Origin of the sequence: Dyella sp., from assembly GCF_035685805.1 — a bacterium.
Classification (GTDB): domain Bacteria; phylum Pseudomonadota; class Gammaproteobacteria; order Xanthomonadales; family Rhodanobacteraceae; genus Dyella_A.
In genome coordinates, this window is the sequence record NZ_DASSAB010000043.1 from 47,243 (window position 1) to 72,538 (window position 25,296).

Consider the following 25,296-nt stretch of genomic DNA (forward strand, 5'->3'; position numbering starts at 1 on the left):
TATGCGAAAGGGGAGCGGCTTCTCACTGATCGAGTTGATGGTGGTGGTGGCCATCATCGCGATCCTCGCGGCGATCGCGCTGCCGTCGTATCGCCGCTACGTGGTGCGCACCAATCGGACAGAGGCCACGACCGCACTCACCGACCTGGCGGCGCGCGAGGAGCGCTTCTACTACTCCAAGAATGTCTATACCGACGACCTCACCGACCTCAATGGCTCGTCCACGATGAACACGAAGAACTACACGTTCGACATCGTGGCGTCGGCAGCCACGGTTGCACCGGCCACCTACGACATTACCGCGACGCCGGTGGGCAATCAGGCAACCGACGATCGGGACTGCCAGAGCATCAGTCTCAATCAGGCCGGTCAGTGGGCCTCCACGGGCGCCACCGCCGACAATCCCGCCTGCTGGGGCAACAAGTGAGAGCGGCGCTGCGTCGGCAACTCCTCATGGCCGGTGCGGTGCTTGCCGCGGGCCTGGCGCCCGTGTTGCAAGCGCAGACCTACTACAAGTGGAAGGACGCCAGTGGGGCGACGCACTACAGCGATACGCCACCGCCGAAGGGGCAAGCCAGTGCGGTGCGGGTGCGGGCAGGCGAGGCCACCGCCGCTGTGCCCGATGCCACGCCGGCGCCGGCCAGCTCCGCAGAGGCAACCGGCTCGTCGGGCGAAAGTCCCGAGCTGAAAGCGGCGGAGGCCAAGTATCGCCAGGAGGCCTGCACCGCCGCAAAGGGCGATGTGGCGGCTGCTCAGGGCGGCGCCATGCTCTTGAACGGCAAAGATCTCACCACGGCGCGCCGGCTCAGCGCCGACGAGCGCGCCGCCGCACTCGCTGCGGCACAGAAGCGCGTCCAGCAGTCTTGCGGAGCGGGAGCAGAAAAGCCATGAGCCCCAGTCGTCAACAGCGCGGCTTCACCGTCGTGGAACTGATGGTTGCAGTCGCCGTGCTCGCCGTTCTCACGGCGATTGCCTTGCCCAATTTTCGGGACTTCATGCGCCGCAATGCGGTGACCTCGCATACCAACGAGATTCTCGGCGACCTGCGCTACGCGCGGCAGACTGCCACCACCGACCTCTCGGTGGTGTCGATATGCGCCAGCGCCAATCCGTCCGCAGCCTCGCCCTCATGCACCACCGACGGCGACTACGCCAAGGGCTGGATCATCTACAAGGCTCCCACCGCCGGTGCCACGTTCGCGGCGGGCGCCGGTTTCGAGTTGCTGCGGGTGGCGCAGCCGATGACCAATGTATCGCTGTTGGCGGATGTCACCACGCCCGTCTCGTTTACCCAGCGCGGCAGTGCGCCTGGCGGCGCCGTGAGTTTCCTGATCTGCGCCAAATCGTCCTCCGAGGCCGTTGGCCAGAGCACCCCCAAGGTGCCGGGCCAGCAGTTGCAGGTGATGGCCTCCGGCCGCGCCTCGACCGCCGCTCTGGCAACGGCCGGCAGCGACGCGGCGGCGACGGCGCTCTGCCAGTAAGACCGAGGGGCCGCCCGCTCTGGCCGGGCGCCCCGCTTGCGACGTCCGTGGGTCGATTGCCGATCCGGGCCCCATGCGCGGCCGCAGCTAACGTGCTATCTCTGTAGGGCCGGTCTGACGCGACCGGTATCGGGGGCAGGGGCATGCGAGACATGCAGGGGCGGCAGCCTGAGCGGGAGCCCTTGGCGACGGCATGGCTGCCGGCGCTGGCCGCGTTGTGCGCGGTCGCGGATATATCCATGACAGTGTGGCGCGGCCATTGGCGCGCTTTCACGCTGCTGCCCGACGTGGCTTTGCTGCTGTGTGCCGTTGTTGCGGTCGGTGCGGCGCACCGCCTGGCGCGTCCGGTTGCCGGGTGCGGCCTGGCCAGCGGTGTCGCATTGCTGGTGATCGGCAGGATCGGCGGGGTTCCTTCCTCGGCGCTGGCTCTGCTCGCCCTGGCGTGCCTCGTGATGGCTGCGCTGTTGGTACGGGCTGTGACCGGGCGCGTCGGCACCCTGGCGCGCAGCCTCGCCGCCGGTGCCGCGGCAGGTGCGCTGGCGTATGGGTTGGCTGCCATGGTCAGTGGAGTCGATGTTGCCTTCGCCGCCTGCGCGGCGACGTCGCTGCTTGCCGTCGCGATCATCTGGCCCCGCAAGTTGGGCCGGCGCCGCATGCTGCCGGCGTCGCTGGCAGGGCTTGGCTGGATGGGCGGCGTCGGGTGGTGGCTGGACGCGCCGGAACTGATGCGCGGAGGCGTTTATCCCGTCCCCATACCGCCCCAGGCTGCGCTGGCGTTCGTACTGCTCGCACTCGCGCTCTCGCTGCTGGAGCGCGGCCGGGCCCGTGCCGCGCTGCTGGCAGGGCTTCCCTGCGTCGCATTGGGCATGTCGCCGTTGCTTGCAGACTACGCGGGTACTCCCGACGTGGTGACCGGATGGCTTGAAGCCTGGCTGCATCTGCGGCCTGATGTCGCGCACGGCGTGCTCTCCCACAACCTCGCGGTGTGTACGCTGCTATGCGCCGTGGCGCTCATTGCAGGCGTGCTGGCGCGCCGGCGTGCGGGCTGGTGGAGCGTGGTGTGGGTCTGCGGGTTGCTGATCACTGCGCTGGGGATACTGTCTGGCGTGGGGATAGTTTTCGGCGGGGTGCCGCTCAACCTGTTCGCGTCCCCGACGCCGGTCTCGGTGCCCTCCGCCCTTGGCATGATCGCGCTGGGGCTGGGGCTGGTGCTCGCCAGCCCGCGTTCACCGCGGGAAAGCCGCTACCGCACGCTGGTGTTTCCCGCCGCCATGGGCCTGGGCGTGATGCTGGCTTCGGTGCTGCTGTGGGTTGTGCTGGAGCAACAGCAGCAGCAGTTGTTCCGGCAGGCGCAGGAGAACCAGCGCAAGAGCGTGGCCACTGCCTTGCGCGACGGCATGCAGGCACAGGTCACGGCGATCCGGCGCATGGCGGTACGGGTGTCGTTCCTGGAGGAGCCGGACCTCGCACCATTGTTCGCCGCGGATGCGCGCGAGTATCTCAACGACTTCGCCGGCCTGCGCGCGCTGGCCCTGGTGGATAGCGAACGCGTTCTGCGGTTCGCGGAGGCGCGCCCGGGCAGTCCGCTGCCGCGCGTCACGCGAGTTGACGCCACGCCTGAGCGGCGCGTCGTGTTCGATCGGGTGGATGCCACCGGGCAGTTGCAGTTGAGTGCGCCAACGCGCCTTCTGCTCGGCGGTCGGGGCGATCTCATCGTGGCGCCGGTGCGGGTGCAGGGGCGCATTACCGGCTACGTGGTGGGCGTGGTGGAGTTCGACCAGTTGTTCCCCGCGCTGCTGGCGGCGCAGGCCGGCGCCGGCAATCTGCGGATCCTGCAGGGCGCGGAGCCGGTCTATCAACGTGGCGTACTGGACCGGCCGTTGCCGGGACCGGCGCCGGTGGTCCCGCTGTTCGGCCAGCAGTGGCAGGTCGAGCTTCATCCGCCGTTGCCGCCGGTCGACCGAGCCCTGCGGTTGCTGATGGCGCTCGGTTTTGCGCTCGGCGGCCTGCTGGCAGTAGCGCTCCGCCTGCTGGCGCTGGCCCGCGAGCGGGCGCAGTTGGCGCGAGCGGTCAGCGGCGAGCTGCGCGACCAGATTGAAGTCCGCGAGGCGGTACAGGCCGCGCTCGCCGACGTCGAGCGCGACATGATCGCGGTGCTGGAGAGCATCAGCGACGGGGTATTCATGGTCCGCCGCGACTGGCGCTTCAGTTACGTCAATGCGCAGGCGGCGCGGCTGTTCGACGCGTCGCCCGCCGCGTTGCGCGGCGACACGTGCTGGCAGACGCTTGCCGGTGCAATGAACGATGGCGACACGGCGCATGGTCTGCAGCACGCGTGGGAAAGGGCGCTGCAGGAAGGCGGACCGGTCAGCGTGGAAGCCGCTCATCGAGCCAGCGGACGCTTCTACGAGCTGCGCGCATATCCGCACGCCCGCGGACTCACCGTGTACCTGCATGACGTGACGGAGCGCAAGCAGCAGGAGCGCGAGTTGCTCAAGCGCGACGCCGCATCGCGCCATGCGCAGCAGCTGGCGCGCATGGGCAGCTGGGAGCTGCACCTGCGCACGGGCTACCTGCACTGGTCCGCCGAGGCCTGCGCCATCTTCGGGGTTGACCACAGCCCGGGCGAAGAAGGGATGGAAGCCCTTCGTCAGCGTGTGCATCCCGAGGACTGGCCGGCGCTGCTGGAGGATCAGGTGCGGCTGGACCAAGGCGAGGGCCTGATCGACCGCCAGTACCGCATGATCCGCCCGGACGGTGCCCAGCGGGTGATCCGCGCACTCGGCGAGCGCCTGCTCAACGACGGCGATCCGCTGGTGGCCGGTGCGGTCCAGGACATCACCGAACAGCAGCAGGCCGAGGCGGCGTTGCGCCGTACCCGTGACGAGCTGGCGCAGGCGCTGGAGGCTACCCAGCTGGTGATGGACAGCGCGCCGGACGTGATCATCGTGCTCGATCGGGACGGACGCTTCCGCCGCGTCAGTGCTGCCGCCGAGCGGCTCTGGGGCTTTCCGCCGGAGAGCCTGCTCGGGGAGTCGATGGCCCGGCTGATCCATCCGGACGACCGCGATGCGTCGTTCGCCGCGGTAGCGGCGATCAGCCGGGGCGAGGCGAATCTCAACTTCCGCAATCGCAATATCACCCGCGACGGCCACACGCTTTACATGCAGTGGTCGGGGGTGTGGTCGGAGCAGGCGCAGTGCCTGTACGTGGTTGGGCGCGACCACACCGAATTGCACCGTGTGGAGCAACTGGAGGCGGCGCAGCGCGGCATCCTGACCGCGATTGCCAGTGGCCGCCCGCTGGAAGAGGTGCTGGAACTGATCGTGCGTGCCTACGAGTCGCAGCACCCGGACGCGCTGTGTTCGATCCTGCTGGTGCGAGAGGGGCGCCTGTGCCACGGCGCGGCGCCGCATCTGCCGCGCCAGTACATCCAGGCAATCGAGGGCGTGGCGGTCGGGGCAGACGTCGGCTCCTGCGGCACCGCCGCGTGGCGCGGCGAGCGCGTGATCGTGACCGACATTGCCACCGATCCGCTCTGGGAGCGCTACGCCGCGGCGGCGTTGCCCCACGGCTTGCTGGCGTGCTGGTCGACGCCGATCCGCGCACGCACCGGGCAGGTGCTGGGCACCTTCGCGGTGTACTACGGCCAATCCCGCGGACCGAGCGACGCCGAGCTTGCCGGCGTGGAGGGCCTGGCTGCCAACGCGGCGATCGCCATCGAGCACGAGCAGGCCTACCAGCAGCTGAGCGACAGCGAGCAGCGCTTTCGCTCGCTGTTCGACCACCACCCGGACGGCGTGTTCGCCCTCGGGGTGGATGGCCGCGTGCTGCAGGCCAATGCCGCGGCAGCTGCGCTGCTGGGCGAGACGCTGGTGGAGCTGCACCAGCGGGCGCTGGCGCGTTATGCCGATCCGGCCGATCGCGAGCGGGTGGAGGCGGCCCTGGCGGCGGCGGCGGCGGGTGAGCCGGAGCGGCTCGAACTGTCCGTTTGTGACAGCAGCGGCAACCGCTTTCCCGGTTATTTGGTGACGCTGCCGATCGTGGTCGCGGGGCAGTCGCGCGGCAGCTTCGCGGTGCTGCAGGACCACCGCGAACTGCATCGTGCGCAACAGGCCACCGCCAGCCAGCTGGCGCTGCTCTCGGCGGTGGCCGACAGCGTCGGCGAAGGATTGCTCGCCGTGGACGCCGCCGGCGTGCCGACGTTTCTCAACCGCACTGCAGCCCGGTTGCTCGAGCTGCCGGCCTACGGACTGCCGCGCAGCGAGGCCATTCCCGAGGCGGCGCACGAGGTGCTGCGCGCGATCCTGTCCGGCAGCGGTTATGCCGGCAGTGACGACGCCTGCTTCGTGCTGGGCGAGGAGCGATCGCTGGCGGTGGCCTACGTCGCCACGCCGCTGCGCATCGAAGGCCGCCTAGCCGGCGCGGTGCTGGCGTTCCGTGACATCGGCGACATCAAGGAAGCGCGCCGATCGCTGCACGAACGGCAGCGGTTCTTTGAAATGTCGCTGGAGGTGTTCTGCATCTTCGACGCCAGCAGTGGCCGCTTTGTGCAGGTCAATTCCGCCTTTTGCCGGCTGCTCGGCATGGACGAGGCCGCGCTGCTGTCGTTGCCGCTGGGCGAGCTGTTGCACCCGCAGGACCGGATGGCCACCGAGGACGCGATCGGCTGGCAGCGCCAGAGCGGGGAGCCGATGACCGAGTTCGTCAATCGCATGCGCCGCGCCGACGGCGAGTACGTCTGGCTGGAGTGGACCTCGCGCCAGTCCACCGACGGCCTCATCTACGCCGTGGCCCGCGACGTCACCGCCAAGCGTCAGGCCGCGATGGCGCTGGACAAGGCGATGGACGACCTGCGCATCCGCAACCGCGAGCTGCAGGATTTTGCGTATGTCGCCTCGCACGACCTGCAGGAGCCGCTGCGCAAGATCCAGGCGTTCTCCGACCGGCTGCAGTCGCGCCTGGCCGAGCGGCTGGACGAATCGTCGCGCGATTACCTGCAGCGCATGGGTGACGCGGCCTCGCGCATGCAGACGCTGATCGATGACCTGCTCGCCTACTCGCGGGTGGGTACGCACGCGGCCACCCCCGCCGCCGTGGACCTCGCGCGCGAGCTGGCCACGGTGCTGGACGACCTGGATGGCCGGGTGCAGGAGGCCGCGGCCACCGTCACCGCCGATCCGCTGCCGACGATCCAGGCCGATGCCTCGCAGATGCGTCAGCTGCTGCAGAACCTGCTTGCCAACGCGCTCAAGTTCCGCGCCGCGGACCGGCCGTGCCGCATCCACGTGGCGGCGCGTCCGCTGGGCGAGCAGTCGAGTGCGGCCGACCGGTGGGAGCTGCGGGTGGAAGACAACGGCATCGGCTTCGACCCGATCTACGCCGAGCGCATCTTTGCCCCCTTCCAGCGACTGCACCCCCGGAATGTCTACAGCGGGACCGGTATCGGTCTGGCTATCGTCCGGCGTATCGTTGAGCGCCACGGGGGCAGCATCCATGCCGAGAGCCGGGCCGGGGAGGGCACCAGTTTCGTGGTCACCCTGCCGGCGCGGGCGGCAGCCAGCCTGGCGCGCGCGGCGGAAGACGCCCCGTTGATGCCGAACGACACCACAGGAGCGAGCTCATGACGCAGTGGCAGGGAGCATTGTCGATTCTGGTCGCGGAGGACGACGCGGACGACCGCGTGCTGCTCGCGGACGCCTTTGTCGAAAGCGGCGTACCGGTGGAGCTGGATTTCGTCGCCGACGGTGTGGAGCTGCTCGATCGCCTGAACGCGCGCGACCAGGCACCGGACCAGAGCCTGCCGGACCTGCTGCTGCTCGATCTCAACATGCCGCGCATGGACGGGCGCGAAGCGCTGCGGGCGATTCGCGAGCACGAGCGCTTGCGGCACCTGCCGGTGATCATCCTCACCACTTCGCGCGCCGAGCTGGATATCCGCGTCAGCTACCAGCTCGGCGCCAACTCCTATGTCACCAAGCCGCGTCGCTTTGACGAGCTCACCGCGGTGCTGCGTTCGCTGGAGCGTTACTGGATGGATATCGTGCAGCTTCCCTCCGACAGTCGCCGGGGACACCCGTGAACGCGCCGCTGCGCGTGCTCGTCGTCGATGACGACGAAGACGATTTCATCCTCATTCGGGACATGCTCTGCGACGCTGGCGAGGGCGGCTACACCTTCGAGTGGTGCGCCACGCCCGAGGACGGGCTGAGCGAGCTGCGCCGCGGTGCCCACGACGTCTACCTGGTCGATTACCTGCTCGGCCCGGCCAGCGGGCTGGATCTGATCGAGGCGGTCAACCGCGAAGGCCTGACCCGCGCCTTCATCGTGCTGACCGGCCGCGGCAACCAGTCGGTGGACATGGCCGCGATGGAAGCCGGCGCCAGCGATTATCTGGTCAAGGGGCTGATCGACGCGGAGCGACTGGCGCGCAGCATCCGCTATGCAGTCGACCACACCCGCTTTGTCGAAGTGCTGCGCGAGAGCGAGACCTGCCACCGGCTGCTGTTCGACGAAGGCCCGGTGCCGCTGATGGTGTTCGACCGCGAGAGTCTGCAGATCCTCACCGCCAACGAGGCGGCGTACGTCCAGTACCGCGACGTCTTTCCCGACCTGGTGGGGCGCCGCTTCGACGCCCTGCTGCAGGAGCACGAGCGGGCACGTTTCGCCGCGTGCCTCGCCGGCGGCAGGCTGACCGATGACAGTGCCGAGCTGTGGGAGCACCGCGGCGGGCGTGACGGCGTCCGCCACGTGGAGGCGATCTTCCATGCCATGGACTACCGCGGCAGCCCCAGCGTGCTGGCCCACCTGCAGGACGTGAGCGAGCGGGTGCGCGCGGACGCACGCCTGCACCTGCTCGACCGCGCGATCCAGTCCAGCAGCAACGGCGTGGTGATCAGCGATGCCCGCCAGCCGGACATGCCGGTGATCTTCGTCAACCGGGCCTTCGAGCGGATGACCGGGTACACCGCGGCGGAGACGCTCGGGCGCAACTGCCGGTTCATGCAGGGCGAGGAGGTCAACCAGGCCGAGCGCGATGGCATCCGCCAGGCACTGGCCGAGCAGCGCGAGCACAGCGTGGTGCTGCGCAACGTGCGCAAGGACGGCACGCTGTACTGGAACCAGCTTTATATCGCGCCGGTGCGCGATGCACAGAACGCGGTGACCCACTACGTGGGCGTGCAGACCGACATCACCGCCCAGCGCGACACCGAAGCCCGGCTCGCCTACGCCGCCACCCATGATGCCGAAACCGGGCTGGCCCGCTATCCGGTCATCGAGATGCTGCTGCACGACCACGCGCACCTGCACGCGAGCGAGCCGCTCACCCTGCTGTACGCCGACGTCGACCGTTTCCATGCGATCAACGAGTCGATGGGGCACGAGGCGGGCAACCAGGTCATCGCCGAACTGGCGGTGCGAATGCGCATGCTGGTCGGCGATCGTGGCCGGGTCGCGCGCTTCACCGGCGACGAGTTCGTGATTGCGCTGCCGGGCATGGAGCTGGACGAGGCGGTGGCGCTGGCCGAGCGGCTGCGGCAGCTTGCCGCCGAGCCGATTCCGATCGCCACCGGCCATGCGCAGGTCAGCATGAGCGTCGGCGTGGCCAACTATCCGCAGCGGGTGGACAACATCGCCGACCTGCTGCTGCGCGCCGAAGCGTCGATGACCCGCGCCAAGCACCTGGGCCGCGATCTGGTGTGCGCGTATTCGCAGGAGGACATGCTGCGGGTGGAGGACCGGCGCATGCTCGGCATGCGCCTTCGCGCCGCCATCGCGCAGGAGGAGCTGTACCTCGACTACCAGCCGCAGATATGTGCCCAGGGCGAGCGCCTGCTCGGGGTGGAGGCGCTGCTGCGCTGGCGCAGTCCCGAGCTGGGCCTGGTGATGCCGGACCGGTTCATCGCAGTGGCCGAGGGCATGGGGCTGATGCCCGAACTGGGGCAGTGGGTGCTCAACCATGCCTGCGAACAGATGCGTGCATGGATCGACGCCGGGCTGGCCGACGGGCTGGTGATGGCGGTCAACGTCGCAGCGCAACAGGTGCAGCGACAGGACTTCGCCGAGCGGGTCAGCGAGACACTGGTGCGCCACGGACTGGCTCCGGCACAGCTGGAGCTGGAGGTGACGGAGAGTTCGCTGATGGAGAACCTCGAGCGCGGCCTGCAGTCGATCCGGCGGCTGTCGGCACTCGGCGTCCGGCTGGCCATCGACGACTTCGGCACCGGCTACTCGAGTCTCTCCTACCTGCGGCAGTTCAAGGTGGACCGGCTGAAGATCGACAAGTCGTTCATCCACGACCTGCCGGACGACGAGGACTCCGTCGCGATCGCCCGCACCGTGATCGCGGTCGGTCACCAGTTGCAGATGGACGTGGTGGCCGAGGGCGTGGAAACGCGCGAGCAGGCGCACCTGCTCAAGGCGCTGGGCTGCGATGTGCTGCAGGGCTACCTGATCGGTTATCCGATGGGCCGCGTGGCGGCCGGCGACTGGCTGCGCGCCCGCGCCGGCGGCGTACCGGAGCCCGACAACGCCTGACCTGCCCACGCCAGCGCAGGCTGGCCGGCTCCGCGCCAGGCTCAGTCCAGCGCGATCGGCTCGTGCATCGCCGGCATCCTGCTCGGCACGCCGAGCTGATCCAGCCGCTCGCGCATCGCCTGCATGCCCACCTCCTGGTCGCCGTGCACCAGCAGCACCATGCGTCGTGGCCCGGTGCCGAGCCAGTGCAGCAGCGAGGCCTGGTCGGCGTGGGCAGAGAAGCCGTTGATGGTCCAGACCTGCGCGCGCACGCGGATCTCCTCGTTGAAGATGCGCACCGTACCGGCTCCGTCGACGATGCGCCGGGCCAGCGTGCCCTGTGCCGCATAGCCCACGAACACCACGCTGCAGCGCTCGCGCCACAGGTTGTGCTTGAGGTGATGACGCACGCGGCCGCCGTTGCACATGCCCGAGCCGGCGAGGATCACCGCGCCACCCTCCATGCGGTTGATCGCCATCGACTCGGCTGTCTCGCGCGCGAAGTGCAGGTTCGGCATGGCGAACGGGTCACCGCGCTGGAGTTCTTCGCGGAAACCGTCGTCGAAGCACTCGGGGTGGCGCCGAAAGATCTCGGTGGCCGAGATCGCCATCGGCGAGTCGAGAAACACTGAAGTGTGCGCCGGGATGTGGCCGTCGCGGATGCCTCGGTGCAGGTAGTAGAGGATCTCCTGCGCCCGTTCCAGCGCGAAGGTGGGAATGATCACGTTGCCCTGGCGGGCCATGGTCTCCCGGATCGCCCGGTACAGCTCGTCCACGGTGTCCGGCAGCGAGCGGTGCGGGCGATTGCCGTAGGTCGTCTCCATGACCACGTAGTCGGCCGCGGGCGCCGGCACCGGATCGCGCAGCAGCGGGCGGCCCGGGTTGCCCTGGTCGCCGGAGAACACCACGCGCCGTACGCGCTCGCCGTCGTCCAGCAAGAGCAGCAGCGACGCAGAGCCAAGGATGTGCCCGGCATCGAGGAACTGGGCCTGCACGCCCGGCGCCAGCGGCACGATCTCGCCGTAGGCGACCGGCGCGGCGAAGAAGTCCAGCGCGTGGAGGGCGTCGTCCAGCGTATACAGCGGCGCTGCGGACGCGTCGCCGTGACGGCGCCCGCTGCGCTGGGCGCGGCGGGCTTCCTCTTCCTGCAAGCCGGCCGCATCCAGCAGCACCACGCGGGCAAGATCGCGGGTGGCCGCAGTCGCCAGGATCCGTCCGCGGAATCCGTCGCGCACCAGTTTCGGAATGCGCCCGCAGTGGTCCAGGTGGGCGTGGGTGAGCAGCAGCAGGTCGATGCCGGACGGCTCGAAGCCGAAGGGTTCGGCGTTGGCGCGCTCCTCCTCTTCGCTGCCCTGGAAGAGGCCGCAGTCCACCAGCACGCTGAGGTGGCCGAATCGCAGCAGGTGGCACGAGCCGGTCACCTGGCGCGCGGCACCGTGTGCGCTGTAGAAAAGCGATCGGCTCATGGGGTCGGGTCCGCAGGGGCGGCGCACGCCGGGGCAGGTCTGCACGGGGGCCCGCCGCAACGCTCCAGCACCACCCGGGCCAGCTCCGCGCTGAGATCAATCTGCGCCTGCGGCGAGGCGATGGTGTTGCTGGTCACCACCCGTGCCGCGCCCGCCGCGTGCAGCGCCTGCACTGCGTCGTCGGCGAAGATGCCGTGCACGGCCACGCAGACGGGCGCGGGCAACTGGCGCTCGCGCAGGCACTGCACCGTGGCGATCATGGTGCGGCCGCTGGCGATGATGTCGTCCAGCACCACGGGTGTGCAGTCGGCCCAGGCATCCAGGGCGGGCAGGGTGATCTGCACGTCGCGGTCGCCACTGCGCTGCTTGGCCGCCACCACGCACGGGGCACCGAGCATGCGCGCCACCGCACTTACCCACTGCGCGCTCTCGCCATCCGGGCCGATCAGCAGGGGGCGCGGCACGTGACGGGCGATCCATTCGGCGAGCCGGCCGGCGGCGTGCACCACGTAGCCCTCCAGCGGGTAGATGTCGTCCAGCCGGCGATACCGGTGCAGGTGCGGATCCACCGTCACCAGCCAGTTGAACGCGCCGCCCAGCAACTGGCCGAACACCCGTGCCGAGACGGCCTCGCCCTCATGAAAGCGGGTGTCCTGGCGCATGTAGGCCAGGTATGGCGCAACCAGGCCCACGCGCCAGGCGCCGAGTTCGCGCGCAGTCGCGGCCGCCATCACCAGCGGCAGCAGTTTGCTGTCCGGATGGTCGAGCGTGCACACGATCACCACCACGCTGCGCGGCGTCGGCGGTTCGATGCGTACGCGACTTTCGCCGTCGGGAAACCGGTGTACCTGCACCACGCGTCGGGGCAGGCCGCTGTGACTTGCGAGGCGGTCGGCGAAGTCCTCGTTGCCGGGCAGGGCGTAGATGGCGCTCATGGTGTCTCCTCCACCGTGACGATGGCCGGGTGCCGCGTCACGTACTCCATCGCGTAGGCAAGCTCGCCGGGGCTCTGCGCGTGCACGGTAAACAGGGGTTGGCCTGCGCTGACGCGGTCGTTGCCGTGCACCTGCAGGGTGAGTCCGGCCAGCGGGGCCGATGGCGCGCCGGCCAGCTTGGCGACCCGCGACAGCCGGCGGTTGTCGATGGCGGCGACGGTACCGCCGCGCGGCGCCAGCACCGGCTGCTGCCAGGGCGCGCTGCCGGGCACGCGCAACCCGCCCTGGGCCGTACAGATTGCCTGGAACTGCACCCAGGCGCGGCCGGACTCCAGGCAGGTACGGGCCATGGCCGCGGCCTGCTCGGCGCTGGCCAGCCCGCCCAGTTCGAGCACGGCGGCGGCGAGCTGCAGTGCGCGCGTGCGCAGGTCTGCCGGTGCATCGGCGTGGTTCTGCAACACGGCGAGCACGTCCAGTGCCTCCAGCGCTGGACCGATGCCGCGGCCGATCGGCTCGCGGCCGTCGCTGAGCAGCACGTGCAGGCGCAGTCCGAAAGCGCTTGCCACCTGCTCGAGCAAGGCTTGCAGTGCCCGTCCCTGCGCCGGGCTGCGTACCTTCGCCGTGGGGCCCACGGGCACGTCGATCACCACGTGGGTAGCACCGGCGGCAATCTTTTTCGACAGTACCGAGGCCACCAGCTGGCCGGCACTGTCCACGTCCAGCGCACGCTCTACCCGGATCAGCACGTCGTCGGCCGGCGCGAGCGCCATCGCGCCACCCCACACGATGCAGCCGCCGCATCGCTCCACCGTGCGGCGCATCTGCGCCAGGTCCAGCTCGACCGGTGCCAGCATCGCCATGGTGTCGGCGGTGCCGGCCGGCGAGGTGATGGCGCGCGAGGAGGTCTTGGGCATGATCAGCCCCAGCGCCGTGACGATCGCCACCACGATCGGCGTGGTGCGGTTGCCGGCAAGCCCGCCGATGCAGTGTTTGTCCACGACCACCGGTTGTGCCCAGCGCAGGCGCGCGCCGGTGTCCACCATGGCGCGGGTGAGCGCAATCACTTCGCCGGGCGTCAGGTGGTCGCCGCTGCAGGCGGTGATGAACGCTGCCAGCTCCAGATGGCTGTAGCGGTGCGCGACGATGTCCCGCACGATGCCGTGCAGCTGCGCGTCGTCCAGCGTCCGGCCGTAGATTTTGGCGCGCACGCAGGCGAGCGATTCCACGCTGGCCGGATGGGCGATCACCACGTGCTCGTGCGGCTTCGGCTGCAGCGCGTCCCACGCCGACTCGCCGAGGCCGGCCTCGTCCGGAGCCAGCAGCTCGCCCTGCACGATCGCCAGCGTGGCGAGTACCCGCCGATCGCCGATCTGCAGCTGCACCCGCGCGTGCGCGCCCAGCCCCTCGCTGCGGCAGATCGGCGAGGCGTGGTGCAGGTACACCACGTGTTCGGCGCCGGTGTCGATACCCAGCCGGCGCAGGCGGTCACCGTGCACGACCGGACGATGCGCCACGACGACAGTCGCCTCGGCTCCCGGCGCGCTCACGTGCGCGGGGCCGCCAACGAGGGCAGGCATCGGCGGCGCCGGTTCCTGCTTGGCCTGGCCGCTGTCGTCATGATGGCCAGCGACCTGCGGCGGCTGTTCACAGGGTGAGCGTATGGATGACCTGCGCCGCGTCGTCCGGATCGAGTCGGCGCTCGAAACCCAGGTGGTGCGCCAGCTCGTGCATTGGCTCGTTCTCCGCCGCGTCGATCGAGAACATCTGCTTGAAGCCGTTGCGTCGCGCCAGGTGGATCAGGTGCTGCATGAGCAACACGCCGAGCCCGCGGTGGCGCCAGTCATCCGCCACGGTCACCGCGCATTCGCAACGGGTGCCGTCGCCGTTGGCGGCGTAGCGGCTCACGCCGACTTCGCGCAGGGTGCCGTTGTCGTGCGCCAGCGCCACGAACGCCATCTGGTCGGGGTAGTGCAGGTCCATCAGCTGCCGGAGCATGGCGGGGCTGACGGTCTTGAAATCGCACAGGAAACGGAAGCGTCGGGACTCATGCGAGAGCCGTGCGATGAACGCCTCTTCGCGTTCGCGATCTTCCGGTCGCAGCGGCCGGATCAGCACGCGGGTGCCGTCGCGCAGGGTCTCTATCCAGTGGGTGCCTTCCAGCGCCTCGAGCGCTTCGAGCGGTTCGGAGGGCGGCGCGGGCGCCTCGCCCGCGCCCGGGGAGTGGTTGCTGCTGTTCGACATGGATGTCCTCCGGCAGATCAGGGCGCCAGACCACGTGCGGAAGGCGCGCGCGGCGCTGCCTTGTTGTACACCTCGGCGGCCGTGCGACCCTTGACTTCGGTCAAGCGGTCGGTGCCACCCTGCCGGCGCCGGATCTGCCCCGGCCAGCGCCCTGCCCGTAACGTCCCACCGTAGGTCCGGCCCATAGCGTCCTACCCATTACTTCCCACTCATGGAGCGTGCCATGACCGAAATCCAGCGACTCAGCCTCACCCTGACCCAGGAGAGCGACTACGTGTTCCGCATCGCCTTCGACGACAGCGAGATCCCCGAGCTGATCACTGACGAGAGCGCTCCGCTGGGAGGTGACCGCGGGCCCAACCCGTCGCGATTGCTGCTGGCGGCAGTGGCCAATTGCCTCAGCGCGTCGCTGCTGTTCTCGCTGCGCAAGTTCAGGAACACGCCCGGCACGCTGGTGACCCACGCCGAGGCCGAACTCTCCCGCAACGCGGAAGGCCGGCTGCGGGTAGGGCAGATGACGGTGACGCTGGAACTGCCGGAGGCCGCGGGGGAGTACCACCAGATCGAGCGTCTGCTGCAGCAGTTCGAGCAGTTCTGCGTGGTCACCGAAAGCGTGCGAGCGGGCATCCCGGTAGCCGTTCGCGTGCGTGACACCCAGGGTGCGTTGCTGCACCAGAGTGCGCCGGCCTAGCGCGGACGTCGCTGCGTCGCGCGATGCACGGCGGCGAGCCACAGCACGATCAGCCCCAGCAGCGCCGCAGCGTGAACGAAGGTGTCGGGCGCGGGCAGCGCCAGACCCATCACGCGGCGCAGGAACGGCACCACGATGACCACGGCCAGCAGCCCCAGCACGGCCGCCAGCATGCGGCCGAGCCAGGGGTTGCGCGCGTCGCCGCGGGCGCGCTGGCGGTTGGCCAGGGTCAGCGCGAAGACGCCGCCCACCAGCGCCGCGAACACTGCCGTGCGTGCCTGGCCAAGCGCATCGCCGCGACCGAGCAGCAGCCCATAGCCGGCCAGCAGCACGGCGGCCACGCCGCATCCCTGCACGATGCCGGCGAGCAGGTTGCGCCAGGCGAACGGCGAGTCGTGCGGATCGCGCGGCGGGCGCTGCATCAGGTCGGCGGCGGCGGGCTCGGCCTCGAACACCACCGAGCAGGCCGGGTCGATCAGCAGCTCCAGCAGCATGATGTTGACCGGCATCATCACCAGCGGCCAGTGCGCGAGCGTGGGCACCAGCGCCAGCGCGATCACCGGCACATGCACGGCGAACACGAACCGGGTGGCGCGGGTGATGTTGGCGTAGATGCGCCGGCCCTGGCCGATCGCCGCCACGATGCTGGCGAAGCTGTCGTCCAGCAGCACCAGCGCGGCGGCCTCGCGCGCCACGTCGGTGCCGCGTTCCCCCATCGCGATGCCGACATCGGCGGCCTTGAGCGCGGGCGCGTCGTTGACCCCATCACCGGTCATCGCGACCACGCAATCGCCGTGGCGCAGTTGCTGCACCAGCCGCAGCTTCTGCACCGGCTGCACGCGGGCGCATACATCTACCGTATCCAGCCGCGCACGCAGGGCCGCATTGTCCAGTGCATCGATCTCGGCACCGGTGAGTACCTGCGGCTCCCCGGTCAGCCCGACCTGCCGTGCGATCGCCCGGGCGGTGGCCGGGTGATCACCGGTAAGCATGATCACGCGCACGCCGGCGGCGCGACACTGGGCGAGCGCCGCCGGCACCTCCGGCCGCGGTGGGTCGATCAGGCCGATCAGGCCGAGAAACACGAAATCGAAGTCGTGCTGGCTGGCAGGCCACGCGCCCGTGCTCCCGGCGCGCCAGCTGCCGCGCGCTACGCCCAGCACACGCAGTCCTCGCTCGGCCATTGCGCGCACCTGCGCCTGAATCGCCAGCCGCGCCGCCTCGGACAGGTGGCAAAGGTCGGCAACCGCCTCGGGCGCACCCTTGGTCGCCAGCAGGTGGCGATCCGGCGCGTGATGCGGATAAACGCGGGTCATCGCGAGGATTTCCGGTGACAGGCCGTATTCGATCTCCGGCCGAAGCTCCGCGTGCAGGTGCCCGGTGCCCTGCAGCCAGCGTTGCCCGGTGGCCTGGATCGCCCGCTCCATCGGGTCGAACGCGTCCGGTGGCGTGGCCAGCACGGCAAACTCGAGCAGGCTGTGGAAGCGTTCGGGCAGCTCGGGCGCCTGCATCGCGCCAAAGTGGTCGCCGTCGACGGCCAGCTCGGCCACGCGCATCCGGTTCTGGGTGAGCGTGCCGGTCTTGTCCACGGCCAGTACCGAGATCGCGCCCAGCGTCTCCACCGCGCTCATGCGTCGGGACAGCACGTTCTGCCGGGCGATGCGCCAGGCGCCCAGCGCGAGGAACACCGTGAGGATCACCGGGATCTCCTCCGGCAGCACCGCCATGCTCAGCGCGACACCGGCCAGCACGCTTTCCAGCAGGCTGTGGCCGTCCCACAGCCAGGCCAGCAGGCAGTACCCGATGGCAAGGGCCAGGCCGCTGACGGTGAGCAGGCGGATCAGCCGGCGCGAAGCGCGCTGCAGGCCGGACGTGGCGGTATCGGTGGCGGCCAGCGACTGGCCGATGGCGCCGACCGCCGTGGCGGCGCCGGTGCACAGCACCTCGGCCACGCCGCGGCCGCGGGTCACCACGGTACTGGCGAACACGCTTCCGGCCGAGCGGCCCGGCAGTTTGCTCACCGGCACGGGCTCGCCGGTGAGCAGCGATTCGTCCACGTCGAGCTGGCCCTCGAGCAGGCAGGCATCGGCGGCGACCCGGTCGCCCTCGCGCAGCACCAGCAGATCGCCCACGACGACTTCCACGCCCGGTACGCGCTGTTCGATGCCGTCGCGGATCACCAGCGCACGCGGCGCGGACAGCTCGCGCAGCGCCTCCAGTGCACGCTGGGTCTTTCGCTGCTGTGCCAGCGTGATGCCGATCACCACGAATACCGACGCCAGCAGGAACATCGCCTCGGCGCGGTCGCCCAGTGCCAGGTAGATGCCGCCGGCCACCAGCAGCATCACGAACATCGGCTCGGCCACCACGCCCGCGGCGGTACGCCACCACGGCGTGTGCTGGCCGCCGGGCAAGACGTTCGGGCCGTCGGCGGCCAGCCGTCGGGCGGCCTCGTCCCGGCTCAGGCCTGCTCGACTGGTGGCATCCGTGGCGGCACCTGTGCGCCCAGCGGCCTGCACCTGCGGATCGTCCACGCGTGGCCTCAGCGGCAGACCAGCACCGGGATTTCCGACTGCAGCAGCACCTTGTGCGTCTCGCTGCCCAGCAGCAGTCGATTGAGACCGCGCCAGCCGTGTGACGCCATCACGATCAGGTCGCACGACTTCTCGGTGGCGGTGCGCACGATCGCCTTGTACGGACAGTCGTCCAGCACGTAGCTGCTGTCGCAACTGACCCCCGCGGCGGCGGCACGGTCACGCACCTGCGCGAGGTAGCGCTCGGCCTGGGCAATCGACTCCTGGGTGTAGGAGAGCTCGGTCGCCGCCAGTGCCTCGGCCAGGTAGGACACGGTGTGGAAGGGCATGACCACGTGCAGCGCGTGGATGCGCGCGTGGCTGATGCGGGCCAGCTCGATCGCTGTCTGCGCGGCGCGCAGCGACAGCTCTGAACCATCGGTGGGAACCAGCAGGTGCTTGAACATGACGGACTCCGACGGCAGCGCAAGGCGCCGGCCCATGCTGCGCGCCGACCGTCTGTACCGCCTTGACCGCGGTCAAGGCGCTCGGCGCCGGCCCGAGCATAATTGGCCCATCAGCGGCATCAGCGGCATCAACGGGGAGGGCGACATGTTCGATCTCGTCATCAATGTCGAGCGCGTCGGCGAGGACGCGCCGTCCACGATCCTTGGCCTGGCCACGGCGCAGCGGCTGGGCGCCTTCGCCACCGGCATCCACGTGGTGGCGGTGTACCCGCCGATCATGACCCTGCCCGAGGCGATGACCCTGCTCGACACCGAGGAGCGCGCCGCGCTGGCTCACGCCGGCTGGTGGAAGGAGCTGTGCCGGCGCTACGGGGTGCGCGGGGAGTGGGAAGTGATCCGCGGGAGCTACGTGCCGATCCTGGCCAAGCGCTCGCGGCTGGCGCAGTTCGTGGTCACCGAGCTGCCGGTGAGCAATCCCGATTCGCCGATCGGCTTCGACAACATCACCCGCGCGCTGTTCGGCGACGCCGCGCCGATGCTGCTGGTGCCGGAGACCTGCACCGGTTCCTCGCAGCTGGAGCACGTACTGATCGCCTGGAACGGTTCGGCCGAGTCGGCCAGCGCGGTGCGCGCGGCGCTCCCGCTGCTGCAGCAGGCCGCCGCGGTGCACGTGCTCGACGGCGAGCCGGAGGGGCTGCCGGGGCTGGCGCCGCCGCGGCTGGCGCTGCAGCCCTGGCTCGCGCGTCACGGGGTGGAAGTGACGTGGGAGTCGTTCGAGTCGCCGGCGCACACCGGCAAGGCGTTGCTGGACAAGGCCCGCGCCCTCGACGCACAACTGCTGGTGATGGGCGCCTGGGGCCGCTCGCGGCTCAGCGAACTGGTGCTGGGCGGCGCCACCCGGCACGTGCTGGAACACGCGCACCTGCCGTTGTTGATGGCGCACTGAGTACCCCGCGCCGCAGCGGGCGCCGGGTCAGGGACCGAGCGGCGCGGGCAGGGCGGTGCGGTCGGCGCCAGTGATCGCCGCCGCGGTCGAATCGTCACAGGAGCCGAGGGTCGGTGCATGCTCCAGGAACTGCCGGTCGGGGTAATAGGCAAACACCACCGAGCGTTCGCGGATCGCGTCAATCAACGGCCGCGCCACCGCGGAACGCACGGCGGGGCAGCCCCAGCTGCGCCCGATGCGGCCCTGGCTCCTCGCAAACGCGGGGCTGACGTAGCTGGCGCCGTGGATCACGATCGCCCGGCTTTGTGCGTTCGCGTTGAACGGACCGTCCACTCCGCGCAGGCGCAGCGAATAGCCGTTGTGCCCCTGGTAGGTGCCCTCGGTGACGAAGGTGCCGAGACTGGACATCAAACTGCCCGGACGATTGGAAAAGTGCTCCGGCACGTTGCCGCCGCTGTTGCGCCCGTGCGCCACCCACTCGCGGAAAAGCAGCGTGCGGTGTTGCAGGTCGAACACCCACAGGCGCTGCTCGGTCGACGGCAGCGAGTAGTCGATCACGCTCAGCGTGCGTGCCGGCATCGCCCGCTGCACGCACTGCAGCGCACGCGTCGCCAAGGCGATCACGCGCGGGTTGGCGGCCGGTGCGGCACGCGACAGCGCCTGCGCCAGCTCGGTGGCGGCAGGGCCGACTGGCTCCGCTCGCGCGGTCGCCGGCCACGCCCAGGGCACGGCGGCAAGGATCAAGGCCAAGGGGAACACGCGACGCACGACCGTGCGAGGAGAGAATGCCGACATGCGGGGAACGCCTACGGGCGGTGGCGACGGAAAAGTCCGGAGTCTCGGCCAGTCAGGCTGAACCGATTGTCAGCAAAACCTGAACGTGTTCAACCGGTTCCGCATCCCGGGCGCACCCGCTCATTTCTGCGTCGGCGTCGCCGGCTCCGACTGCAGCAGCGCGGCGTACGGCTGGCGGGGGTTGCCGCCCATGCCCGGCAGGTCGGTCACCAGCACGGTGGAGCCGGGCACCAGCGCCGTGCGCAGGTGCTGTCCGAACGGTTCGGGCACGCGCAGTCGCGCCGCCATTTCGCGCGGCTCCGGCACCGCGCCGGCACCCAGGATGCGATAGGCCGTCCAGCGCGGCAGTGCCTGGGTCACGGCCGACTCCGCCGCCGGCGTGGCTGGCGCGTTCATCAGATACAGCACCGTACCGATCGGCGCGTCACCGACCGGCGGATCGATTGGCGAGCGAGCCAGCAGCAGTCCGCCGCGCAGCACGTAGGCGGTACGGTCGCGGGTGCTCACCACCACGCTGACGGGGCCGCCGGCAGTCAGCAGGTCGGCGGCGGTATCGTCGGCGCCGGCGGGCATCGGCTGACCGGCCAGGTCGATCGGTGCCACTGCGGCAGGGTGGGTGATGCCGGCCGGCGACACGCGCGCGTCGGCCACCACCACGATGCCCCCACGCTGAGTGACGCCGTACAGCTTCTCGGCGAAACCCTGCGGCAGCCGCACACATCCGTGCGAGGCCGGGCGGCCCGGCAGCACGCCGCCGTGCAGGGCGATGCCGTCCCAGGTCAGCCGCTGCATGAATGGCATCGGCGCATCGTCGTACAGCGTGGACCGGTGCTCGCGCGCCTTCTGCAGGATGCTGTAGACGCCCGGCGGTGTCTCGTGTCCCTCGCGTCCCGAACTCACCGGGGACGCGCCGATGGCCACGCCGTTGCGGTAAACGTAGATGCTCTGCTCGTCGAGGCTGACCACGACCACGACCGGGCCGTCGGGTGCGATTTCCGGATGCCAGAAATAACCCGCCGGCTCGCTTGCGCCCACCGCCAGGGCGATCGCCTGCAGCGCGATCGTGAGGGCGAGGCCGCAGACGTGCCGGCGGCGGGCGAAGGGGCGAATGCGGTGCATGGTCGTGGCGAAATGGATGGGGGCAGGGCATGTCGATCATCGCGCCGCCCTGCCATGGCGGCAATGCGGCAATGCGGCGGTGCCGGCTGTCCGCCGGGATCCCCGCCAAGCGTATGATTCAGACGTGCGCGGACCGGATACCGCGCGTTCGTTCAAGTGCCACCCGGGGATGACGATAAGTTGCGAGGACGAGGCGGGCGCGCGCTGTCGCGGCGTCCGGGCCTTCGCGCAGGCTGCAGCCGGCCAGCAGCACAGGCCGGGATGAAAGGCGACGAGATTTAACAGGCACGCAGGGCGGTCGACGTGGAATCCGGCGAAGAGGTAGCAGGGATCGACAAGGCAACGACATCGGGCCAGCAGGCGGCCAGTGGCGGCGAACTGCGCTCGCGCTTTTACCTGAGCGTGGCCGAGACGCTGTCGCTGCTGCACACCGCGCCCGGCTACGACCGCCAGCGGGCCATGGCCGACGTGGCGCGCATCCTCGCCGCGACGATGGCGTTGCCGCTGGTGTGGATCGGCCGGCTCGCGCCGGACGAGGACGAGGTGCGGGTGCTGGCGGCCTCGGGTCCGTCGGCCGACTACGCAAACCGCCTGCGCGTGAGCCGTCGCCCCGAGCATCCCACGGGCCGTGGACCGATGGGTGTGGCCCTGCGCAGCGAGGCCTCGCAGGCCATGTCGATCGACGCGCCGGAGTTCGCACCGTGGCGCGAGGCTGCGCACGAGCAGGGTTTCACTGCCTGCATCGCTGCGGCGTCGGCGACCCGCGACGGCGGTCGCGTCACGCTGGCTGCCTATGCCGGCGCGGGCACGGCCACGCTGGGGGAGGACCTGCTCGACTGGGCCCAGCGCCTGGCCGATGAGCTGGCACGCTTCTGGGACCACCAGGCACTGGTCGAGCGCGATGCCCGCATGGCGCGTTATCGCGACGCCCAGCGCACCATCCAGCGCGCGCTGCTGGACCAGCCCGATCCGGACGGCGTGTATCGCACGCTGGCGCAGTCGCTGGTGGATATTGCCGGCGCCGCCGCGGTGGACGTGCATGCAGCCGACGCCGCCGGCGAGAGCCTGCGCCGGGTCGCGCTGGCCGGCCCGATGGCTGACGCGATGGAGGCACTGTCGTCTTCCAGTCGACCCGAGCCACGGCTCGGCTTGCCCGTTCCGCGGGAGGCCTTGCAGCGGCGCGAGCGACAGATCCGCATACGTCCCCGTGACCAGCAGGACATGTCGCCGCTGTGGCGGGCCGAGCCGCTGGTGCAGATCGGCGCGCTCGGCTGCTGGCCGATCATGCCCGCGCCGGACGGCAAGCCCGGCGATCGCCAGGTGCCGGTCGGCGTGTTCGTGGTGGTCAGCCGCGAGCAAGACATCTTCGACGACGAGCTGTGCCGCCTGCTCGACGAACTGGCCGACGCCGCCGGACTGGCCCTGCGCCAGCACGAGCGCCGCCGTGCGTTGCTGGAGGAACAGCAGCGGCAGACCTACCTGGCGCTGCACGATGCCCTCACCGGGCTGCCCAACCGGCGTGCACTGGACATGCACCTGGAGTGCGCCATCGGTCGCGCCGAGCGCAGCGAGCGGCTGGTCGCGGCAGGCATGCTCGACCTCGACGACCTCAAGCCGATCAACGACCGCTACGGCCATGCCGTCGGCGATCGCCTGCTGATCGAAGTGGGCCAGCGCCTGAAGCATGCGTTGCGCCCGGAAGACTACGTAGCCCGACTCGGCGGGGACGAGTTCGTGCTGGTGTGCGAGGGGCTGCATGGCGAACACGAGCTCGATCCGCTGCTGGAGCGGGTCTGGCGGGCGCTGCGCGAGCCGGTGCGGATCGATGGCGCCAGTTTCCAGTTGGCCGCAAGCCTGGGCATCGCGCTGTTCCCCAACCACGGCAGCGGCAGTGGCGAGCAGTTGCTGCGACGCGCCGACCAGGCCATGTACCAGGTCAAGGCGCGCAAGCGCCAGCGCGATCGCTGGTGGTCGTTGCCGCTGGCAGCCGGGGAAACGCCGCTGTTGCCCGAGTACAGCGGCCGTGGTCAGCCGCCTTACGGCGAGGCCGCGACCGAGGTACTGCAGGCCTGGTCCCGCCTGGCGCGGCCGCACCTGCCGGCGCTGGTCGAGGGGTTCCGTGGCGAGCTGCACGCACACGAGGGGGTGGCCCGGCTGTTTGCGGTGCTGCCGGCCAGCGCGCACGAGAAGATGCAGGAGCGGCTGGTCCGCCACCTCGAGATGCTGATCAGCCCCGCGCTGGACTCGGACAGCCACCGCGCCTACGCCACCCGCGCCGGGCGCTTCCACGCCGCCACCGGCGTGGAGGAGGTGTGGCTGCTGGAGGCGATCGAGCGGCTGCGCGACCTGATCGCCGGCATGCTCGGCGACCTGTCCGCGCGCGATCGCCGTCCGCTCAGCATCGTGCTGCAGCGGCTCCGGCTGGAGCGGCAGTGGCAGCTCGAAAGCATGCGCGAGCTCCAGCGCGAGCGGGTCGCGCTGCTGGCCCGACTCAACGCCCTGGCGTGGTCGGCCGAGGGCTACCTGGAGCTGATCCAGGGCGTGGTCGATGCGCTGGCCGGACACCAGGAAATCACCTCGTGCGCGGTCGGTCGCCCGGACGATACGGGCCAGCTCACCTACGAGGCGGTGGGCGGCGAATCGTTCGCGCAGTATCTGCGTGCTCTGGCGAGCGGCGATGCGGCCCCGATCCGGGTGACCGCCGACTCGCCCGAAGGCGCCGGCCCGAGCGGCCGGGCGTGGCGGACCGGCACCGTGCAGCGCTGTGCCCACTACGGCAGCGATCCGGCCATGATCAGCTGGGCCGCGCAGACGTTGCCGCTGGGCATCACGTCCAGCGTGGCGATTCCGCTGTGCCCGCTGCCCCCGACGCCGTCGGCGGTGCTGACTCTCTACAGCTCCTACGCCGGCGGCCTGCAGAGCGAGGACCAGCAGGCCTTCGTGGCCCAGCTGAAGAACCTGCTCGATCTCGCGCTGGCCCGGCTCGCGCCACCGCGCCCCGGCGCCGAGCTGCTGCCTTTCTTCGTGCGCGAGCGCTGGCGCGCGCTGATCGCCGGTGACGCGCTGCAGGTGTACTACCAGCCGGTGGTGCGCCTGGCCGACGCCAGTGTGAGTGAACTGGAGGCGCTGGCGCGGGTGCGCGACGACGATGGCCGCTTGCTGCTGCCGGGGCGGTTCCTGCCGGCGCTGGGCGACGACGACCTGGTGGTGCTGTTCCGCCAGGTGCTGGCCCAGGCTGCCGCCCAGCGGCAGACGCTGGCGGCGGGAGGGCGCGCGCTGGACCTGTCGGTCAACGCGCCGGCGGCTGCGCTGGAGGACGCCCGTTACGTCGAGGCCGCCCGCGTTGAACTGCTGCGCGGCCGGTGCCCACCGCACGCGCTGCTGTTCGAGATCCTCGAGTCGCCGCTGGGCTCGGAGCATTCCGCGCCGCTGGCACTGGCCGGCATGCAGGCGTTCAAGGCGCTGGGCGTGCGGCTGGTGGAGGATGACCTGGGCGCGGGCTACAGCTCGCTGATCCGCCTGCGCCAGTGGCCGTTCGATCGGGTCAAGATCGACCAGGCGATCGTGGCGCAGGTGGTCGACGAGCCGCTGCGCACGTTGCGCTTCATTCGCCAGTTGATCCGGCTCGGCCACGATCTCGATCTGGAGGTGGTGGTCGAGGGGCTGGAGACGCAGGGGCTGATCGAGGCGGCGTTGCTGCTGGGTGCCGACATGGGGCAGGGCTACGCGCTGGCGCGACCGATGCCGGGCGAGGCGCTGGCGGCCTGGCTGGAGAGCTTTCGCGGCGGCTGGAACGCGGCCCGGCCGGTGACCGCCCTGGGCGCGCTGGCCGGTGCGCTGCTGTGGGAGGAGCAGCTGCAGGCGTTGCCTGCCGATGCGAAACTGTGGCGCCAGCACAGCGAGGCACATTGCCCGTCCGGCGGCTACCTGGCGGCGGCCAGCGGCCTGGCCGCGCCGCTGCTCGCCGCGCACACCGCGATGCATGCGGCAGCCATCGCCGGCCCGCTCGACCCGCTGTACCGGCACAAGCGCGAGCAGTTCATCGCGCTGCTGGTGGAGCAGATGCGCGCCGAGGAGCGGCTGCACCAATCCGCTGCCTGAGCTGCACGCGCAGACAGCGTGGGC

At 70.4% G+C, this 25,296-nt stretch carries 17 protein-coding genes; 9 read left to right on the top strand and 8 right to left on the bottom strand.

Going from position 1 to position 25,296, the window contains the following annotated elements; all coding sequences use genetic code 11:
* Position 1 precedes the first annotated feature (1 nt).
* The 6 genes from VFG40_RS12530 (at position 2) to VFG40_RS12555 (ending at position 10,019) form a co-directional block, all read left to right on the top strand.
* Complete coding sequence (locus VFG40_RS12530) at positions 2 to 427, top strand: type IV pilin protein (RefSeq protein WP_324897943.1); 426 nt, start codon at positions 2 to 4, stop codon at positions 425 to 427.
* Positions 428 to 453: 26 nt separating this feature from the next.
* The gene (locus VFG40_RS12535; RefSeq protein WP_324897945.1) at positions 454 to 891 is read left to right on the top strand and encodes a DUF4124 domain-containing protein; all 438 of its coding nucleotides are present in this window, start codon (positions 454 to 456) and stop codon (positions 889 to 891) included.
* Positions 888 to 1,481, top strand: a complete 594-nt coding sequence (locus VFG40_RS12540; RefSeq protein ID WP_324897947.1) for a GspH/FimT family pseudopilin — start codon at positions 888 to 890, stop codon at positions 1,479 to 1,481. The genes VFG40_RS12535 and VFG40_RS12540 overlap by 4 nt, the downstream gene beginning before the upstream one ends.
* 239 nt (positions 1,482 to 1,720) lie before the next feature.
* The gene (locus VFG40_RS12545; protein WP_324897949.1) at positions 1,721 to 7,108 is read left to right on the top strand and encodes a PAS domain S-box protein; all 5,388 of its coding nucleotides are present in this window, start codon (positions 1,721 to 1,723) and stop codon (positions 7,106 to 7,108) included.
* Positions 7,105 to 7,563, top strand: coding sequence for a response regulator (locus VFG40_RS12550; RefSeq protein ID WP_324897951.1), 459 nt, complete (start codon positions 7,105 to 7,107; stop codon positions 7,561 to 7,563). The genes VFG40_RS12545 and VFG40_RS12550 overlap by 4 nt, the downstream gene beginning before the upstream one ends.
* Positions 7,560 to 10,019: an EAL domain-containing protein gene (locus VFG40_RS12555; RefSeq protein WP_324897953.1), complete on the top strand. Its 2,460-nt coding sequence runs from the start codon at positions 7,560 to 7,562 to the stop codon at positions 10,017 to 10,019. The genes VFG40_RS12550 and VFG40_RS12555 overlap by 4 nt, the downstream gene beginning before the upstream one ends.
* Before the next feature lie 41 nt (positions 10,020 to 10,060).
* On the opposite strand, the gene VFG40_RS12560 is transcribed toward VFG40_RS12555, so the two are convergent.
* The 4 genes from VFG40_RS12560 to VFG40_RS12575 form a co-directional block, all read right to left on the bottom strand.
* Entirely contained in the window at positions 10,061 to 11,464 is a 1,404-nt protein-coding gene (locus VFG40_RS12560; RefSeq protein WP_324897955.1) for an MBL fold metallo-hydrolase RNA specificity domain-containing protein, read from the bottom strand.
* The gene (locus VFG40_RS12565) at positions 11,461 to 12,399 is read right to left on the bottom strand and encodes a ribose-phosphate pyrophosphokinase (RefSeq protein WP_324897957.1); all 939 of its coding nucleotides are present in this window, start codon (positions 12,397 to 12,399) and stop codon (positions 11,461 to 11,463) included. Before VFG40_RS12565 ends, VFG40_RS12560 begins: the two co-directional genes overlap by 4 nt.
* Positions 12,396 to 13,976, bottom strand: a complete 1,581-nt coding sequence (locus VFG40_RS12570) for a thymidine phosphorylase family protein (protein ID WP_324897960.1) — start codon at positions 13,974 to 13,976, stop codon at positions 12,396 to 12,398. The genes VFG40_RS12565 and VFG40_RS12570 overlap by 4 nt, the downstream gene beginning before the upstream one ends.
* A gap of 67 nt (positions 13,977 to 14,043) precedes the next feature.
* The gene (locus tag VFG40_RS12575) at positions 14,044 to 14,640 is read right to left on the bottom strand and encodes a GNAT family N-acetyltransferase (protein WP_324897962.1); all 597 of its coding nucleotides are present in this window, start codon (positions 14,638 to 14,640) and stop codon (positions 14,044 to 14,046) included.
* 223 nt (positions 14,641 to 14,863) lie between these two features.
* Between VFG40_RS12575 and VFG40_RS12580 the strand changes: the two genes are divergently transcribed.
* The gene (locus VFG40_RS12580; protein WP_324897964.1) at positions 14,864 to 15,331 is read left to right on the top strand and encodes an OsmC family protein; all 468 of its coding nucleotides are present in this window, start codon (positions 14,864 to 14,866) and stop codon (positions 15,329 to 15,331) included.
* Here the strand turns inward: VFG40_RS12580 and VFG40_RS12585 are convergent.
* Positions 15,328 to 17,865, bottom strand: coding sequence for a cation-translocating P-type ATPase (locus VFG40_RS12585; RefSeq protein ID WP_324897967.1), 2,538 nt, complete (start codon positions 17,863 to 17,865; stop codon positions 15,328 to 15,330). The two genes, VFG40_RS12580 and VFG40_RS12585, sit on opposite strands and share 4 nt — an antisense overlap.
* An 8-nt stretch (positions 17,866 to 17,873) precedes the next feature.
* Positions 17,874 to 18,311 carry a universal stress protein gene (locus tag VFG40_RS12590; RefSeq protein ID WP_324897969.1) on the bottom strand — a complete coding sequence of 146 codons (438 nt, stop codon included), beginning with the start codon at positions 18,309 to 18,311 and terminating at the stop codon, positions 17,874 to 17,876.
* A gap of 145 nt (positions 18,312 to 18,456) precedes the next feature.
* On the opposite strand from VFG40_RS12590, the gene VFG40_RS12595 reads away from it, so the two are divergent.
* Positions 18,457 to 19,257: a universal stress protein gene (locus VFG40_RS12595; RefSeq protein WP_324897971.1), complete on the top strand. Its 801-nt coding sequence runs from the start codon at positions 18,457 to 18,459 to the stop codon at positions 19,255 to 19,257.
* A gap of 27 nt (positions 19,258 to 19,284) precedes the next feature.
* Here VFG40_RS12595 and VFG40_RS12600 read toward each other — a convergent pair whose 3' ends face one another.
* Complete coding sequence (locus tag VFG40_RS12600; protein WP_324897973.1) at positions 19,285 to 20,052, bottom strand: murein L,D-transpeptidase catalytic domain family protein; 768 nt, start codon at positions 20,050 to 20,052, stop codon at positions 19,285 to 19,287.
* A gap of 120 nt (positions 20,053 to 20,172) precedes the next feature.
* On the bottom strand, positions 20,173 to 21,171 hold the full coding sequence (locus tag VFG40_RS12605) for a L,D-transpeptidase family protein (protein WP_324897975.1): 999 nt from the start codon (positions 21,169 to 21,171) through the stop codon (positions 20,173 to 20,175).
* 303 nt (positions 21,172 to 21,474) lie between these two features.
* Between VFG40_RS12605 and VFG40_RS12610 the strand changes: the two genes are divergently transcribed.
* A complete protein-coding gene (locus VFG40_RS12610; protein ID WP_324897977.1) occupies positions 21,475 to 25,272 on the top strand; it encodes an EAL domain-containing protein in 3,798 nt (1,265 codons plus the stop codon).
* The last annotated feature ends 24 nt before the right edge of the window (positions 25,273 to 25,296 follow it).